The 15,827-nt window shown below is 71.4% G+C and carries 14 protein-coding genes; 9 read left to right on the top strand and 5 right to left on the bottom strand.

From position 1 onward, the window contains the following. Nucleotides 1–329: type II toxin-antitoxin system YhaV family toxin (locus A5481_RS04985; RefSeq protein WP_197514142.1), on the top strand; the 329-nt coding region annotated here is incomplete at its 5' end. Nucleotides 330–371: 42 nt separating this feature from the next. On the opposite strand, the gene A5481_RS04980 is transcribed toward A5481_RS04985, so the two are convergent. The 3 genes from A5481_RS04980 to carB form a co-directional block, all read right to left on the bottom strand. Then, on the bottom strand, nucleotides 372–875 hold the full coding sequence (locus tag A5481_RS04980; protein ID WP_048434051.1) for a hypothetical protein: 504 nt from the start codon (nucleotides 873–875) through the stop codon (nucleotides 372–374). 134 nt (nucleotides 876–1,009) lie between these two features. Then, the gene (gene greA / locus A5481_RS04975; protein WP_048434052.1) at nucleotides 1,010–1,486 is read right to left on the bottom strand and encodes a transcription elongation factor GreA; all 477 of its coding nucleotides are present in this window, start codon (nucleotides 1,484–1,486) and stop codon (nucleotides 1,010–1,012) included. A 123-nt stretch (nucleotides 1,487–1,609) separates the two neighbouring features. Then, nucleotides 1,610–5,083 carry a carbamoyl-phosphate synthase large subunit gene (carB, locus tag A5481_RS04970; RefSeq protein ID WP_048434053.1) on the bottom strand — a complete coding sequence of 1,158 codons (3,474 nt, stop codon included), beginning with the start codon at nucleotides 5,081–5,083 and terminating at the stop codon, nucleotides 1,610–1,612. A 163-nt stretch (nucleotides 5,084–5,246) separates the two neighbouring features. On the opposite strand from carB, the gene A5481_RS04965 reads away from it, so the two are divergent. Next, on the top strand, nucleotides 5,247–6,020 hold the full coding sequence (locus A5481_RS04965) for an SDR family NAD(P)-dependent oxidoreductase (protein WP_048434063.1): 774 nt from the start codon (nucleotides 5,247–5,249) through the stop codon (nucleotides 6,018–6,020). Between the two features lie 101 nt (nucleotides 6,021–6,121). Next, a complete protein-coding gene (locus A5481_RS04960) occupies nucleotides 6,122–6,583 on the top strand; it encodes a GtrA family protein (protein ID WP_245238833.1) in 462 nt (153 codons plus the stop codon). Nucleotides 6,584–6,663: 80 nt separating this feature from the next. Here the strand turns inward: A5481_RS04960 and A5481_RS04955 are convergent, their stop codons facing one another. Further along, nucleotides 6,664–7,500, bottom strand: coding sequence for an alpha/beta hydrolase (locus A5481_RS04955; RefSeq protein ID WP_082173127.1), 837 nt, complete (start codon nucleotides 7,498–7,500; stop codon nucleotides 6,664–6,666). Nucleotides 7,501–7,702: 202 nt separating this feature from the next. Here A5481_RS04955 and A5481_RS04950 point away from each other — a divergent pair, with 202 nt between their 5' ends. Together A5481_RS04950 and A5481_RS04945 are read left to right on the top strand one after the other, a co-directional pair. Beyond that, entirely contained in the window at nucleotides 7,703–8,914 is a 1,212-nt protein-coding gene (locus A5481_RS04950; RefSeq protein ID WP_048434054.1) for a pyridoxal phosphate-dependent aminotransferase, read from the top strand. An 11-nt stretch (nucleotides 8,915–8,925) separates the two neighbouring features. Continuing rightward, nucleotides 8,926–9,873, top strand: coding sequence for a 2-hydroxyacid dehydrogenase (locus A5481_RS04945; RefSeq protein WP_048434055.1), 948 nt, complete (start codon nucleotides 8,926–8,928; stop codon nucleotides 9,871–9,873). Nucleotides 9,874–9,885: 12 nt separating this feature from the next. Here A5481_RS04945 and A5481_RS04940 read toward each other — a convergent pair whose 3' ends face one another. Next, on the bottom strand, nucleotides 9,886–10,218 hold the full coding sequence (locus A5481_RS04940) for a CCDC90 family protein (RefSeq protein WP_048434056.1): 333 nt from the start codon (nucleotides 10,216–10,218) through the stop codon (nucleotides 9,886–9,888). A gap of 188 nt (nucleotides 10,219–10,406) precedes the next feature. Between A5481_RS04940 and A5481_RS04935 the strand changes: the two genes are divergently transcribed. The 4 genes from A5481_RS04935 (at nucleotide 10,407) to A5481_RS04920 (ending at nucleotide 15,826) form a co-directional block, all read left to right on the top strand. Further along, nucleotides 10,407–10,775 carry a hypothetical protein gene (locus A5481_RS04935; protein WP_048434057.1) on the top strand — a complete coding sequence of 123 codons (369 nt, stop codon included), beginning with the start codon at nucleotides 10,407–10,409 and terminating at the stop codon, nucleotides 10,773–10,775. A gap of 46 nt (nucleotides 10,776–10,821) precedes the next feature. Next, nucleotides 10,822–12,192, top strand: coding sequence for a PepSY-associated TM helix domain-containing protein (locus A5481_RS04930; RefSeq protein WP_048434058.1), 1,371 nt, complete (start codon nucleotides 10,822–10,824; stop codon nucleotides 12,190–12,192). 169 nt (nucleotides 12,193–12,361) lie between these two features. Continuing rightward, on the top strand, nucleotides 12,362–14,680 hold the full coding sequence (locus A5481_RS04925; protein WP_048434059.1) for a TonB-dependent receptor family protein: 2,319 nt from the start codon (nucleotides 12,362–12,364) through the stop codon (nucleotides 14,678–14,680). Between the two features lie 132 nt (nucleotides 14,681–14,812). Beyond that, entirely contained in the window at nucleotides 14,813–15,826 is a 1,014-nt protein-coding gene (locus A5481_RS04920; RefSeq protein WP_064503804.1) for a 2-keto-3-deoxygluconate permease, read from the top strand. The last annotated feature ends 1 nt before the right edge of the window (nucleotide 15,827 follow it).

Here is a 15,827-nt window from a genome sequence, read left to right as displayed (position 1 = left end):
GTCCGGGAAAGGGGGAGACTCACGAGGATCGTCCGCCCCTATGGTCGGGCCGAGGTCGCGGTGTCGTGGACCGTGACTGGTTCCGAGCCAGGTTCGGCAACGGCCGGTTCCGCCTGTTCTTCCGCCACGACAGCAGGGCGAGGATCGTTATTTTCGCCTGGATGAACGACCGGGATACGTTGCGAGCTTACGGCTCGGAGACGGATGCCTACCGCGTGTTCAAGGGGATGCTCGACACGGGCCACCCACCCGACGATTGGCCGGCGCTGCGCGAGGCGACCTCCGGGCCGGCGACCGTCGCGCGGCTGGACGGGGTCAGGCCTGGATAGCGCGTTCCGCCGGAGGGCGCACAGGCCGATCGGGCACGAGTGTCACTCCAACCCCAGCCCCCGCCGCAGCCACTGCGCGTAATGCCCGGCGATATACGTCACCCGCCGCTGCTCCGAGGCCGGGTCGTACCAGGCGCCGCCGGAGCTGGCATTGGTGGCCGAGAGTTGGGGGTGGCGCAGCAGCACGGTGCCGACGCGGTCGACCACCAGGGCCTCGCCTTCGAGGTAGTCGGTGTTGGTGGCGTTGCCGCCGCCGAGACGGGTCTCGCTCCCGGCATAGGGGTTGAGCGAGACGCCCGTGACCCGCACGACGAGCACCGGGCCGGGGCCGCCGACCCGGTCGGCGAAGGATCTGGCCAGCGCCGCCTGCAACTCGGCGCGCACGGTCTCGGCATAGGGGCCGAGGCCCCGGGCCAGCAGCGGGCGGACATCGACCTGGATGCCGGAAAACCGCGTCGCCGGCGGCAGGGTCGCGTCCTGCGCGAGAGCCGGCGCGGCGACCGCCAGCAGGGCGGCCGCGATCAGGGACTGGCTCCAGCGCAGCATCGGCGTCGTCTCCACGGCGCCCGACGGGGCCACCTCGTGGCGGACGAGATAGCCCCGCGAGGCCGTTCCGGCAACGCTTGGCGCGGAGGCCGGACGGCAAGCGGCGCGTCAGGCGCCGGACGATCGACGGCGCGTCAGGCGCCGTACTGGATGCCGACGATCTCGTAGGACTTGCCGCCGCCCGGGGTGACGACCTCGACGGTATCGCCGACGCCCTTGCCGATCAGCGCGCGGGCGATCGGCGAGGTGATCGAGACCCGGCCGGCATGCACGTCGGCCTCGGGCTCGCCGACGATCTGGTAGGTCTTCTCTTCCTCGGTATCCTCGTCGATCAGCTTGACGGTGGCGCCGAACTTGATCTTGTTGCCCGAGAGCTTCGCGACGTCGATGACCTCGGCGCGGGAGATCAGGCTCTCCAGCTCCAGCACCCGGCCTTCGTTGTGGGACTGGGCCTCCTTGGCGGCGTGGTACTCGGCATTCTCCGACAGGTCGCCGAGCGCGCGGGCCTCCGCGATCGCCTGGATGATCCGCGGACGCTCCTCCTGCTGGCGGCGCTTCAGCTCCGCCTCGAGAGCCGCGAATCCCCGTACCGTGATCGGAACCTTGTCCATCGTCGTCGTCTCGCGTCACAAATAATCGGCCCGGCGAGAGGTGAGCCTCCCGACCGGGCCTGTTTCCGATTGTCTCGCGCGGGCGCGAGGGGATGAAATAGGGCGCGTCCGCGGCTTTACGACTTAAGCCGCGAAATATTCCTGCAGGGCCCGGACCTCGAGATCACCCCCGAGATAGGCCTTGATTCCCTCGGCAGCCGCCATCGCTCCCGCGAGAGTGGTGTAGTACGGCACTTTATGCAAGAGGGCGGCCCGGCGCAGCGACCGGGAGTCGGATAGCGCGCCCGCGCCCTCGGTGGTGTTGAACACCAGGTGGATGTCGCCGTTCTTGATCGCGTCGACGACGTGCGGCCTTCCCTCCAGCACCTTGTTGATGCGGGTGCAGGCGACGCCGTTCTCGACGAGGTAGCGCTGCGTGCCGGCGGTGGCGAGCACCGTGAAGCCGAGCTCGGCGAGGAGCGCGATCGCCGGCAGGATGCGGGCCTTGTCGTCGTCGCGCACCGAGACGAAGACCGTGCCGGCCTTCGGCACCTGGGTTCCCGAGCCGAGCTGGCTCTTGGCGAAGGCGACGCCGAAGCCGCGGTCGAGGCCGATCACCTCGCCGGTCGAGCGCATCTCCGGCCCGAGCAGCACGTCGACCCCGGGGAAGCGGGCGAAGGGGAACACCGCTTCCTTGACGGCGATGTGCGGCAAAGTCTTGGGCTTGAGGCCGAAGGTGGCGAGGGGCTCGCCGGCCATCACCCGGGCGGCGATCTTGGCGATCGGCTCGCCGATCACCTTGGCGACGAACGGCACGGTGCGCGAGGCCCGGGGGTTGACCTCGAGCACGTAGATGTCGCCGTCCTTGATCGCGTACTGCACGTTCATCAGGCCGCCGACTTCCAGCGCCAGCGCCAGTCCGCGGGTCTGGCGCTCCAGCTCGGCGATGGTCTCCGGCGACAGCGAGCGCGGCGGCAGCGAGCAGGCGGAATCGCCCGAGTGGATGCCCGCCTCCTCGATGTGCTCCATGATGCCGGCGATGAACACCTCCTTGCCGTCGGACACCGCGTCGACGTCGACCTCGATCGCGTCCGACAGGTAGCGGTCGAACAGGAGCGGGTTCTTGCCCAGCACCGTGTTGATCTGGCCGGTCTTGTCGTTCGGGTAGCGCGCCTTGACGTCCGACGGGATCAGGCTCGGCAGGGTGTCGAGCAGGTAGTCGGCGAACTGGGTCTCGTCGCGGATGATCGCCATCGCGCGCCCGCCGAGCACGTAGGAGGGGCGCACCACGAAGGGCAGGCCGAGATCGGCGGCGATCAGCCGGCTCTGCTCGACCGAGTAGGCGATGCCGTTCTTCGGCTGCTTGAGGTGCAGCTTGTCGAGCAGGCGCTTGAAGCGGTCGCGGTCCTCGGCGAGGTCGATCGCGTCCGGCGAGGTGCCGAGGATCGGCACGCCGGCCTCCTCGAGGGCGCGCGCCAGCTTCAAGGGGGTCTGGCCGCCGAACTGCACGATCACGCCGTGCAGCGTGCCGGCCTGGCGCTCGGTCTCGATGATCTCCAGCACGTCCTCGGCGGTCAGCGGCTCGAAGTAGAGCCGGTCCGAGGTGTCGTAGTCGGTCGACACCGTCTCCGGGTTGCAGTTGACCATGATGGTCTCGTAGCCCGCGTCGGTGAGCGCGAAGCAGGCGTGGCAGCAGCAATAGTCGAACTCGATACCCTGGCCGATCCGGTTCGGGCCGCCGCCGAGGATGATGACCTTCTTCGCCTCCGAGGGCTGGGCCTCGTCGGCGACGGACCCGGCGAAGGGCGCCACGTAGGTCGAGTACATGTAGGCGGTCGGCGACTTGAACTCGGCCGCGCAGGTGTCGATCCGCTTGAAGACCGGCCGCACCTGGAGCGCCCGGCGGGCGGCGCGCACCGCCCCTTCCTCGATCCCGGCCAGCACCGACAGGCGCGCATCCGAGAAGCCCGCCGCCTTGAGCTGGCGGAAGGCGCCCGCGGTCTTCGGCAGGCCGAAGCGCTTCACCTTGGTCTCGAGGTCGATGATGCCCTGGAGCTGTTCCAGGAACCACGGGTCGATCTTGCAGGAGGCGTGGACCTCCTCGTGGCTGACGCCCAGCCGCAGGGCCTGCGCCACCTTGAGGAGGCGGTCCGGGGTCGGGGTGCCGATCGCCGCCTTGATGGCGTTGCGGTCGTCGCCCTTGCCGAGGCCCTCGATCTCGATGTCGTCGAGGCCGGTGAGCCCCGTCTCCAGCGAGCGCAAGGCCTTCTGGAGCGATTCGGCGAAGGTCCGCCCGATCGCCATCGCCTCGCCGACCGACTTCATGGCGGTGGTCAGGGTCGGCTCGGCGCCCGGGAACTTCTCGAAGGCGAAGCGCGGGATCTTGGTGACGACGTAGTCGATCGTCGGCTCGAACGAGGCCGGGGTCGCCCCACCCGTGATGTCGTTGGCGATCTCGTCGAGGGTGTAGCCGACGGCGAGCTTCGCCGCGACCTTGGCGATCGGGAAGCCGGTCGCCTTCGAGGCGAGCGCCGAGGAGCGCGAGACCCGCGGGTTCATCTCGATCACGATCATCCGGCCGGTGGCCGGGTCAACGGCGAACTGCACGTTCGAGCCGCCGGTCTCGACGCCGATCTCGCGCAGCACGGCGAGCGAGGCGTCGCGCATGCGCTGGTATTCCTTGTCGGTCAGCGTCAGCGCCGGGGCGACGGTGATCGAGTCGCCCGTATGCACCCCCATCGGGTCGACGTTCTCGATCGAGCAGACGATGATGCAGTTATCCGCACGATCGCGGACGACCTCCATCTCGTACTCCTTCCAGCCCAGCACCGATTCCTCGATCAGGACTTCGTTGGTCGGCGAGGCGTCGATGCCGCGCTCGACGATGTCGAGGAACTCCTCGCGGTTGTAGGCGATGCCGCCGCCGGTGCCGCCCATGGTGAAGGACGGCCGGATGATCGCCGGCAGGCCGACCTCGGCGAGCGCGACGAGCGCCTGGCCGAGCGCGTGCTCGCCGTAGCGCTTGCGCCGGTCGTTCTCGGCCGACGCCCACTTCTTCTCGAAGGCGGCGAGCGCCGCCTTGCGGGATGCCTCGTCGCCCTCGGCCGCCTCGATGCGAGCCACCTCGGCGAGGTACTTCTCGCGGTCGGCCTTCTTGGCGGCCGAGGCGTTGGCGAGCGCCGATTTCGGCGTCTCGAGGCCGATCTTGGTCATCGCATCGCGGAAGAGGCTGCGATCCTCGGCCTTGTCGATCGCCTCGGCGGTGGCGCCGATCATCTGCACGCCGAACTTCTCCAGCACGCCCATGCGCTTGAGCGAGAGGGCGCAGTTCAGCGCGGTCTGGCCGCCCATGGTCGGCAGGAGGGCGTCGGGCCGCTCCTTCTCGATGATGCGGGCGACGATCTCCGGGGTGATCGGCTCGACGTAGGTCGCGTCGGCGAGATCCGGATCGGTCATGATCGTCGCCGGATTCGAGTTGACCAGGATGATCCGGTAGCCTTCCTCGCGCAGGGCCTTGCAGGCCTGCGTCCCGGAATAGTCGAACTCGCATGCCTGGCCGATGACGATCGGGCCCGCGCCGATGATGAGGATGGAGGAGAGATCGGTGCGCTTGGGCATCGGACGCTTCAGACTCGTGCGGCGCGCTGCCGCGTTCCTCGTTTCCGGCCTCGGGCCCGGCGGGGCGTGTCGTGGCGGAAGCGGAACGGGCGGAAGCGGCGGGGATTGCGTTGGGCGCCCTTAGCATAGGCGAACAGATCAGGGGAAGGGTGTGGCCGAGGCGATGGACCAGGGGGGAGATGCGCGCTGGACGCTGGTCACCGGCGCGTCGAGCGGAATCGGCGCGGAGATCGCCCGGGCCTTCGCGGCCCGGGGGCGGCCGCTGGCCTTGAGCGCCCGGCGGGCGGAGCGGCTGGAGGCCCTGGCCGCGGAATTGCCGGTGCCGACGCTGGTGGTGCCGGCGGATCTGGCGCGGCCGGACGGGCCCGAGGCCCTGCTGGCGGCGGTCGCGGCACGGGGGATCGTTCTCCACACCCTCGTCAACAATGCCGGCTTCGGCCTGCGCGGCCGGTTCAGTGACCTGCCGGCGCGGGACCAGGCCGAGATGGTGGCGGTGAACGTCGCCGCGCCGACGGCCCTGAGCCGCCTGGTGCTGCCGGGGCTGATCGCGAACAGGCGCGGCGGCATCCTCAACGTCGCCTCGGTGGTGGGCTACCTGCCCGGGCCCAACATGGCCGCCTACTACGCCACCAAGGCCTACCTGCTCTCGCTCTCGGAAGCCCTCTACGAGGAGGCGCGGCCCTACGGCGTGACGGTCACGGCCCTCTGCCCCGGCGCCACCGCGACGGAATTCTCGGCGCGGGCCGATATCGGCGGCACCAAGCGCTTCACCGGCAACGTGATGCGGCCGGACGCGGTGGCGAAGGCCGCGGTCGACGGCTACCTCGCCGGGCGGGCGGTGGTGATCCCCGGGGCGGCCAACCGGGCGGCGGTGCTCGGCGCCCGCCTGATGCCGCGCTGGCTCAGCCGAAAGGTGGCGGCTCGCCTGCAGGGATGAGCCGGGCTCCGCCGCTTTCGGGTCATCTTCGGTTCAGTGCGGCAGGCTAGACAGGTGCCGGCGGCGTGTCCCGCCGGGCCTGATCGAGTGTGTCGTCCGTGGTGCGCGAACCGATTTCGACGATCTGGAACGCCGCGGCGCTGGCGGCGCTCGCGCGGCAATTCGTGGCCTATGTCGGGGTCAGCCTCGCGGCGCTCGCGGTCCACTACGCCCTGCTCGCCGGCCTGGTCGAGACCGGCCGGGCCGATCCGGTGCCGGCGGCGCTCGCCGGCTACCTCGCCGGGGCGGTGGTGTCCTACGGGCTCAACCGGCGCCTGACCTATGCCAGCGACCGGCCCCACGCCGAGGCGACCTGGCGCTTCGGCATCGTGGCGGCGATCGGCTTCGGGCTGACATGGCTCATCATGGCGGGGCTGACCCGCGGCTTCAGCCTGCCCTACCTCGCCGCCCAGGGGCTGGCGACCGGCGTCGTGGTGTTCTGGAACTTCCTCGGCCACCGGGTCTGGACCTTCGCGGCGCCGCCGGTGCCGTCCCTGTCGGAGGAGCCGTCGGGGATTCGCTGAGGCGCGGTCCTGTCCATCCCATGCCGACAAGCGGGCGGGCCCTACCGCGTGCAGTCCCCGCCCCCGGATCGAATGCCGGCCTACCCGACGCCCGCCAGCACCTCGACCACCTTCTCGGGATTGGGCACCTCGACGTCGTGCGGCACCGCCAGCTCGCGGTACTCCCAGCCGGCCTTGGACCGCGCGCGCTGCCGGCTCGGCTCGATCGAGGTGAGCGCCGGGGCGGTATAGGCGACGTAGGTGACCGGCAGGCCGGCGCCGGCGGGCTTCGAGAGCCGCACCGGGCTCTCGTAGGTGCCGATCGGGTGCGGCCGCAGGCGCTGCATGAACCAGTCCTTGGCCGGCCCCGCCGGGATCGGGAACCCCTCCGGGCCGGGCACCGGCAGGGCGACGCCCGCCCCCTGGTCGAGCGCCACCTTGCGCCGGGCCTCCGCCATGCCGGCCGGCAGGATGGTGAAGGCGGTGTCGCCGTTCTCGGGGATCAGCGCGTCGAGATAGACGATGCGGCGGATCCGGTCGGTCATGCGGTCCGCGACCCCGGTCACCGCCATCCCGCCGTAGGAATGCCCGACGAGGATCACGTCGCGCAGGTCCTCGAACGCGATCACGCTCGCCACGTCCTCGATATGGGTGTCGACCGTGATCTGGCGCGACAGCAGATGGGCGCGCTCGCCGAGCCCGGTCTGCGTCGGCGTGAAGACCCGGTGCCCGCGGCCACGCAGGGCCGCCGCGACGTCGCGCCAGATCCAGCCGCCGCCATAGGCGCCGTGGACGAGCACGTAGGTCCTGGATCCGTCCTGGGTCTTGGCGGCCTCCTGCGTCGTCGCGGCGCCCTGCGCCTGCGCCGCCCCCGCCGCCAGGGCGGCGGCACCGAGGGCGGAGACACCCGCCAGGGCCGTCCTGCGATTGACCGTCATGGTCCGCGTCCTCCCACTGTTCGTTCTTGAAACCGTTGTAGCGGCGAGCCGGCCGGAATCCACCGGCCACGCTCGCCCGGGCCGCTCGCTCCACCGCCACGTATGCGTGGAGCGCGGCTCGCGCGCCGCGCCGCCGGTGCTATGGAGGGATCCCGACACGCTTGCCCGAGGCCGGGCATCACCACGAGGGCACGAGCCACCGATGACCCATGCGGAGACCACCACGCCGCCGGACCTCGCCGCCACGCTCTCGCCGCGGATGCTGGGGATCGGCACGAGCCAGATCGGCCTCGTCGCCGATCGCGGCCGGGACGACCCCGAGGTGGTCAAGCTGTGGATCGGCGAGGGCGACCTGCCGACCCCGCCCTTCATCGTCGAGGCGGCCCACCGGGCGATGCTGGCCGGGCATACCCGCTACGCCACCTCGCTCGGGGTGCCGCGCCTGCGCGAGGCCTTGAGCGCCTACCACGCCCGGCACTGGGGCGTGACGATCCCGCCCGAGCGCTTCGCCGTCACCGCCGGCGGCATGAACGCCATCATGCAGGCGGCGCAGGCCCTGCTCGAACCCGGCGACGAGATCGTCATCCCCTCCCCGGCCTGGCCGAACCTGGCGGAGGCCGTGCGCATCACCGGCGGCGTGCCGGTGACGGTGCCTTACCGGGTGCAGGGAGACGGGCGCTTCGCCCTGCCGCTCGCCGACATCGAGGCGGCGCTCACCCCGCGCACCCGCGTGATCGTGGTGAACTCGCCCTCGAACCCGACCGGCTGGACCATGCCGCTCGACGAGATGAAGGCCTTGCGCGACCTCGCCCGGGCGCGGGGATTGTGGATCCTGTCCGACGAGGTCTACGCCCACTTCACCTACGGCAACGCCATCGCGCCGTCCTTCCTGCAGATCTGCACCGAGGACGACCGGCTGATCGTCACCAACACCTTCTCGAAGAACTGGGCGATGACCGGCTGGCGCGCCGGCTGGCTGGTCGCCCCGCGGGGGCTGGCATCCACCTTCGCCAAGCTCGGCCAGTACAACACCACCTCGATCCCGACCTTCATCCAGCACGCCGCCGTGACGGCACTGGAGGAGGGCGACGGCTTCATCCGCCAGATGGTCGCCCGCTGCGCCGAGAGCCGCGAGATCCTGGTCGAGGGCCTGTCGCGCCTGCCCGGCATCACCGTGTCGGTGCCGGAGGGCGCCTTCTACCTGATGGCCCGGGTCGCCGGCCCCGGGACCCCGCGCCCCGACGCGACCAGCCTGGAGATCGCCTTCCGGCTCCTCGAGGAGGCGAAGGTCGGCGTCGCCCCGGGCACCGCCTTCGGGCCCGAGGGCGAGGGCTTCATCCGCCTGTGCTTCGCCATCAGCCCGGGCCTCGCCCGGGAGGCGGTGGCGCGCCTCGCCCGCGTGCTCGGCCGCTGAGGGAGGGACCGATGCCCGAACCGATCGCCTTCCTGGGCCAGCTCGACGCCGACGAGGAGGCCGAGTTCCTGGCCGCCCTCGCCGCCTCCCTCCCCGGGGAGACCATCCGGCCGTTCCGGACCTTGGGCGAGGCGGAGCGGGCAGACATCTGCCTCGCGATCGTCGCCAACCCCGATCCGGCCGAGGTGGCCCTGCTGCCGAACCTCGCCTGGATCCAGAGCCTGTGGGCCGGGGTCGAGCGGCTGGTGCGCGACCTCGGGGGCAACGGCGTGCCGATCGTGCGCCTGATCGACCCCGAGCTCGCCCGGACCATGGCCGAGGCGGTGCTGGCCTGGACCTTCTATCTCCAGCGCGACATGCCGGCCTATCGCCGCCAGCAGGAGGCGGCGACCTGGCGCCAGCTCGCCTATCGCCCGCCCGCCGCGGTGACGGTGGGGCTCCTCGGCCTCGGCGCGCTCGGGAGCGCGGCGGCGGATCGGCTGGTCCAGGCGGGCTTCCGGGTCGCGGCCTGGAGCCGCTCGCGGAAGGCCGTGCCGCCGGGGGTGACGGGATATTTCGGCCCCGCCGGCCTCGGAGACCTGCTCGCGGCGAGCGACATCGCCGTCTGCCTGCTGCCGCTCACTGGCGAGACCCGCGGCCTCCTCGATGCCGGGCGGATCGCCGGGATGAAGCCGGGAGCGGGCCTGATCAATTTCGGCCGCGGGCCGATCGTCGACATCGACGCGCTGCTCGCCGCCCTCGATGCCGGCCGGCTCTCGCACGCGGTGCTGGACGTGTTCGAGGTCGAGCCGCTGCCGGCGGATTCGGCCCTCTGGCGCCATCCCGGCGTGACCGTGCTGCCGCACATCTCCGGCCCGACCACCCCGGCGAGCGCCGCGTCGGTCGTCGCCGGCAACGTCCGGGCCTACCGCGCCTCGGGCCGGATCCCGGCGGCGGTGGACGTGGCGCGGGGTTACTGACGGCGCCGCACGTCAGTGCGTGACGCGCGACCGCGCCACGATCGCGCCGACGATGACGACCGCCTGGAACCCGATCGAGCCGATCATCCACTTGATGATCTCGGATTTCGTGGCCTCGATCTTGGCTTCCAGGCGCAACTCGGCCTCGCGCAGATCCGATCTCGTCGTGATCTTCAGGGTCTCGATGTCCGACTTGAGGGTCTTGATGTCGGATTTGGTGGCCAGGTCCCCCTGGATCGCTTCGGCGACCGCTTCGGCCAGCCCTTCGGCCTGCTCCGGCGACATCTTGGCCTTGTCGCGCAGGGTCCGGACGAAGCGGAGGGTATCGAAGGCGACGGCGGTCATTCGACGGTCTCACGCTTCGAGGGAGCGATCCGGTCCTTCGCTCGCGCGATTTAGCTGTCGCGCCGGTTCCAATTGTACAGGGGACCCGGTGCCGCGACCATCCGCGTGCGGCCGCCCGCCGCGAGAATTGCGCGGTATCGCTCTCCTTCGACATTGACGCCCCCGGCCCGCCCGGCCTACCCAAAGCCATGCGCAGGGTTCCGCCGACAGGGTCGATCGGACGCGCGACCATCGCGGTGGTCGCGCTCTACGCCCTGTGCCTGCAGGTGCTGCTCGGCGCCCTGGCCCCCCTGCCGGCGAACGCCGCGCCCGGACCGGTGATCTGCCATTCCGCCGACCAGGCGGGCGATCCGTCGGGGACGGGGGCGCATTGCGTCCTGCCCTGCTGCGTCGCGGCCCATCACCTGCCCGTCGTCGCCCCGGCGCTCCTCGCCTTCACCCGCCTGTCCTGGGACGATCCGAGCCCGGCCGACCGCTTCCCGCCCGCCGCCGACGAGAGCCCGGCCCGGGCGCCGCCCGACACCAACACCAGCCCGCGAGGTCCGCCGCAGGCCTGATCGATCCGTTGCCGTCATCGATCAGCCGCTTTCCGGATTCTCTTCCATGCCCGCCCCCTCCTCCGCTCCCGCCGCCGGGAGCGCGCCCCTGCGCGACGCCCTCCATCGCGCGGTGTGGCGCTGGCACTTCTATGCCGGCCTCCTGTGCCTGCCGTTCCTGATCCTGCTCTCGGTCACCGGCTCGCTCTACCTGTTCAAGGACGAGATCGACCGTAGCGTCTTCTCGTACCGCACCGTCGTCGCGGAGCGGGCGGGCCCGCCCCTGTCGCCGGAGCGGCTGGTCTTCATCGCCGCCGACGCCGTGCCGGATGCCCGGCCGACGACCTATGCCAGCCCGGAGGCGCCCGACCGCTCAGGCGTCGTCACCATGGCGGGGCCCACGGGCAAGACGCTGGTCTACCTCGACCCCTACGACGGCGCCGTCCTCGACCGCGTCGGGCGCGAGGAGGAGGCGATGCGGGTGGTGCGCCGGCTGCACAGCCTGTCGTTCTTCGGGCCGGTCGCGAACGGGCTCGTCGAGGTCGTGGCCGGCTTCACGCTGATCCTGGTCATCAGCGGGATCTACCTGTGGTGGCCGCGCCGGCAGACGGGCGGCGTCGTCTCGGTGCGGGGCAACCCGGCCAGGCGGATCTGGTGGCGCGACCTGCACGCGGTCACGGGCTTCGTCGCCGGGGCCGGCCTGTTCTTCCTCGCCGCCACCGGCCTGCCGTGGTCGATCGTCTGGGGCGACCAGCTCCGGGCGATCTCGAACCGGGCCGGGCTCGGCCTGCCGACCGAACTGTGGGCCGGGGTGCCGGTCTCGCGGGTGCCGATGGGCGAGGTGCTCGACACCACCGGCTGGACCCTGGAGACCGCACCGCTGCCGCGCTCGACGGCGCGGGACGGGGTGCCGATCGGCATCGACCGGGCGGCCGAGATCCTGACCGGGCTCGGCATGCCGGCGGGCTACGAGCTGGCGCTGCCGGAGGGGCCGACCGGCGTCTACGCCGCCGCCGCCTATCCGCGCGACGTCACCCGCCAGCGGATGATCTCCCTCGACCAGTATACCGGCCGGCCGCTCGTCGACGTGCGGTTCGGCGATATCGGAGTCGTCGGGCGCGGGATCCAGTACGGGATCGGGCTGCACAAGGGCGAGTATGCCGGTCGCATCAACCAGTTCCTGATGCTGGCCTTCTGCCTCGCCACGATCCTGCTCGCGGTCACCGCCGCGATGATGTGGTGGAAGCGCCGGCCGAAGGGCCGCCTCGGCGTGCCGGCCTGGCCGGACGACCGTCGGGCGGTCGCCGGCGTCACCGGCCTCGTCGTCGCGATGGGCGTCGCCTTTCCCCTCACCGGGGGGGCGATCCTGGCGATGATCGCGCTCGACACCGCCCTCCTCGGCCTGCGGCGCGGCCCCCGGCGCCCCGCGACGGCCTGATTCGACCCCCGCCCGATTCGATCCGACAGAGTCGAGCGCGGGATCCCCTCTTCCGTTCGGGAAAGGGGAGATGCGCTTCACCTTTATTGGACCGGGCCGGGCGGAAATCTAGAAACATCTTCCGGCGTCGGCGCCTTCCGACGCGCCCCTCCTCGACGAGACCTTCCCGATGCCGCGCCTCCCCGGTTCCGGCGTGCGACCCCGCGCGCTCGCCCTGCTGCTGACCCTCGTTCCCGGCGCCGCCGCGGCGCAGGGCGCATCCGAGACCATCGCCCTCGACGAGATCTCGGTCGCCGGCGCGGGCTCCCCCGGCCAAACCTCCCTCGCCCCGGCCTTCGGCGTCGCCGCCCCGCCGGGCTCGGCCCCGGGCGTGATCGAGCGCCCGGTCGGCGAGATCGTCACGGCGATCGACCGCCGGGACACGATCGCGAACCGCCCGGCGACCACCATCGGGCAGGTGCTCGTCAACAGCCCGGGCGTCACCGTGCGCCAGGGCAACGGGCCGCGCGACGTGGTGGTGTCGATCCGCGGCAACAACGCCCGCTCGACCGGCGTGACCAAGAACATGGTGGTGCTGGAGGACGGCTTCCCGCTGACGCAACCCGATGGCGCCTCGCGGTTCGACCTCACCGACCCGCGCGCCTATTCGCGCATCGACGTCTTCCGCGGGCCGCAATCGCCGCTCTTCGGCAACTACGCCACCGGCGGCGCGCTCGCCTTCCGCACCCGCACCGGCCGCGAGATCGACGGGTACGAGGTCGGCATCGATGCCGGCAGCTTCGGCTACCTGAACCACTACTTCACCGTCGGCGGGGCGAGCGGTCCCTACGAGGTCAGCCTGTTCGCCAGCGACTTCCGCCTCGACGGCTTCCAGGACCATGCCGGCGCCGACACCCAGACGGTCAACCTGCTGGCGAGCTACACCCCCGGCCCGGACAACCGCTTCACCCTGAAGGTCATCAACAACACGCTCGACGTCGATCTCCCGGCGCGCTCGTCCCTGGCGCAGTACCGGATCAATCCCTACCAGCGCGGCTGCGCCGCCGCGGCCACGGCCGCCGCGGGGTGCACCACCTTCAACCTGTTCCGCAACGGCGCCTTCGGCGCCACGGTGCCGGTCACCGCCTCCGAGGGCGCCTTCGGCCGCAACGACCGGCGCACCATCGTCGCCGGGCGCTGGGAGCACGACATCGACGCAAACACCACCTGGCGCATGCAGGTCGGCTTCGACGAGCGCAACTTCGACCAGCCGTTCTACACCACGTCCTCGCGCGGCAGCTATCCGTCCTACAACGTCCTCACCGACCTCACCCATCGCGGCGAGGTGCTCGGCCTGCCGGCGACCGGGTACGTGGCGCTCGGCTACAACGCGATCGACAGCCACATCGCGCTCTACAACCGGGCGCCCTACGGCGGTCCCCGCCTCGGCGCGCTCACGAGCAACCAGGAGGCGGTGCAGTCGAATCTCGGCGGCCGGGCCCGCGCCGAGGTCGCGCTGTCGGACCGCTGGACCGGCGTCGTCGGCGTCTCGGCCGAGAACACCTGGCTCAAGGGACGCACCTTCACCTACGCCTATTCGGCCAGCGGCGTCACGACGGCGCTCGCCGACATCGACCGCAGCTTCCTCAACGTCGCGCCGGAACTCGCCCTGGTCTACCGGCCCGACGAGGCGTGGGCCTTCCGCGGCCGCGTCGCCACCGGCTACGCCACGCCCGCGGCGAGCACGCTGTTCGTCACGCCCGCCGGCGTGCCGGGCAACAACACCGACCTGCGCACCCAGACCAATCTCGGCGTCGATCTCGGGGTCGACTGGTCGCCCCTGCCCGACCTGCGCCTGAGCCTCACCGGCTTCTACGAGTTCTTCCGCAACGAGTTCGTCACCCAGTCGCCGGGGGCGGGCCTCCTGAGCTACACCTTCAACGCCCCGGCCTCGGAGCATCGCGGCATCGAGGCGGGCGCCGAATGGGCGTTCTCACCGGGCTGGCGGGCGACCGCGGCCTACGGCCTCAACGACCAGTTCTACACCCGCTACGTCGAGCAGCTGAGCGCCGGCAGCCTCACCGCGCGGTTCGACCGGGCCGGGCGGCTGATCCCCGGCGTGCCGGCCCACCAGCTCCTCGCCCGCATCGGCTACGACCAGCCGTCGGGCCCGTTCAAGGGCGTCGGCGCCTTCGTCGAGGCGGTCTACCAGGACGGCTTCTTCCTCGACAACGCCAACCTGCTCAAGGCCCCGGGCTACACGATCCTCAACGCCAACATCCACTACGACACCGACCTGGTCGGGTGGTACGCCAAGCGCCTCAGCCTCTACGTCGAGGTGCGCAACCTGCTCGACACGACGTACATCGCCTCGGCCCAGCCGCTGGCGAACTCGATCAGCGCCGTGACCGGGCTGCAGAACGGTGCGGGCGTGCTCGCGACCACCACCGGCTCGATCTTCGCCGGCGCGCCGCGCAGCGTCGTCGGGGGAATGAAGCTGGCATTCTGAGACCATTCCGCTGCGCATTTCGCGCAAATCACTCGAGTTCCGGCTTGACTCTCCGCCTCCGTCGCGCCCATCAGGCGCTAACAACCGTTCGATCGCGCACATATTGCGCGATCCACGCAAAGGGAGGAACGCATGGGCGAGATTCGGATCAAGCGCGCGATCGAGCGCGTGCCGGGCGGGATGATGGTGGTGCCGCTGCTCGTCGGCGCGGTGATCGCCACCCTGTTCCCGGCGACCCCGAAGGTGTTCGGGTCGTTCACCGGGGCGCTGTTCACGGGGGCGCTGCCGATCCTGGCGGTGTTCTACGTCTGCATGGGGGCGAGCATCGACTTCCGCGCCACGCCCTACATCGTCAAGAAGGGCGGCACGCTGCTCGTCGTGAAGGTCGGCATCGCGATGATCCTCGGGGTGATCTTCGGCCGCCTGCTCGGCGAGGCGCCGGTGGGGGCCGGGCTGTTCGCCGGCCTCTCGACGCTGGCGATCGTCGCCGCGATGAACGACACCAACGGCGGCCTCTACATGGCGCTGATGGGCCAGTACGGCCGGCCGCGGGACGTCGGCGCCTACACGATCATGTGCCTCGAATCCGGGCCGTTCCTGACCATGCTGACGCTCGGCGTCGCCGGCCTGTCGGCGTTTCCCTGGCAGACGATGGTCGGCAGCATCCTGCCGCTCCTGGTGGGCATGATCCTCGGCAACCTCGACCGCGAGATGCGGGCCTTCCTCGGCCGCGCCGTGCCGGTGATGATCCCGTTCTTCGCCTTCGCGCTCGGCACCGGGCTCGACCTCACCAAGATCTGGCAGGCGGGGCTGCTCGGCCTCGGCCTCGGCGTCGCGGTGGTGGTCGTCACCGGCATCCCGCTGTTCTTCGCCGACCGGCTCACCGGCGGCACCGGGGTGGCGGGCGTCGCCGCCTGCTCGACCGCCGGCAACGCCGCCGCGGTGCCGGCGATCATCGCCGCCGCCAACCCGGCCTATGCCGACGCCGCCGCGCCCGCGACGGTGCTGGTCGCCGCGACCGTGGTCGTCACCGCGATCCTGACCCCGCTCGCCACCGCCTGGACCGCCCGGCATTTCGGCGAGCCGGAGGACCCGGCGGCCGACGCGGTCCCGGACGAGGCCGCCGCCCTGCCGGAGCGGGCCTGAG

The sequence above is a fragment of the Methylobacterium platani genome, from assembly GCF_001653715.1.
Classification (GTDB): Bacteria; Pseudomonadota; Alphaproteobacteria; order Rhizobiales; family Beijerinckiaceae; genus Methylobacterium; species Methylobacterium platani.
This window is presented reverse-complemented; position numbering and strand designations above follow the sequence as displayed.

Bases quoted from the DNA above. Each gene is read 5' to 3' on its own strand.
- A5481_RS04965 (WP_048434063.1), top strand. From the start codon at position 5,247: ATGGACCAGGGGGGAGATGCGCGCTGGACGCTGGTCACCGGCGCGTCG.
- A5481_RS04945 (WP_048434055.1), top strand. From the start codon at position 8,926: ATGCCCGAACCGATCGCCTTCCTGGGCCAGCTCGACGCCGACGAGGAG.
- A5481_RS04980 (WP_048434051.1), bottom strand. From the start codon at position 875: ATGCTGCGCTGGAGCCAGTCCCTGATCGCGGCCGCCCTGCTGGCGGTC.
- A5481_RS04940 (WP_048434056.1), bottom strand. From the start codon at position 10,218: ATGACCGCCGTCGCCTTCGATACCCTCCGCTTCGTCCGGACCCTGCGC.
- A5481_RS04930 (WP_048434058.1), top strand. From the start codon at position 10,822: ATGCCCGCCCCCTCCTCCGCTCCCGCCGCCGGGAGCGCGCCCCTGCGC.
- A5481_RS04950 (WP_048434054.1), top strand. From the start codon at position 7,703: ATGACCCATGCGGAGACCACCACGCCGCCGGACCTCGCCGCCACGCTC.
- greA (WP_048434052.1), bottom strand. From the start codon at position 1,486: ATGGACAAGGTTCCGATCACGGTACGGGGATTCGCGGCTCTCGAGGCG.
- A5481_RS04955 (WP_082173127.1), bottom strand. From the start codon at position 7,500: ATGACGGTCAATCGCAGGACGGCCCTGGCGGGTGTCTCCGCCCTCGGT.
- A5481_RS04920 (WP_064503804.1), top strand. From the start codon at position 14,813: ATGGGCGAGATTCGGATCAAGCGCGCGATCGAGCGCGTGCCGGGCGGG.
- A5481_RS04935 (WP_048434057.1), top strand. From the start codon at position 10,407: ATGCGCAGGGTTCCGCCGACAGGGTCGATCGGACGCGCGACCATCGCG.
- carB (WP_048434053.1), bottom strand. From the start codon at position 5,083: ATGCCCAAGCGCACCGATCTCTCCTCCATCCTCATCATCGGCGCGGGC.
- A5481_RS04925 (WP_048434059.1), top strand. From the start codon at position 12,362: ATGCCGCGCCTCCCCGGTTCCGGCGTGCGACCCCGCGCGCTCGCCCTG.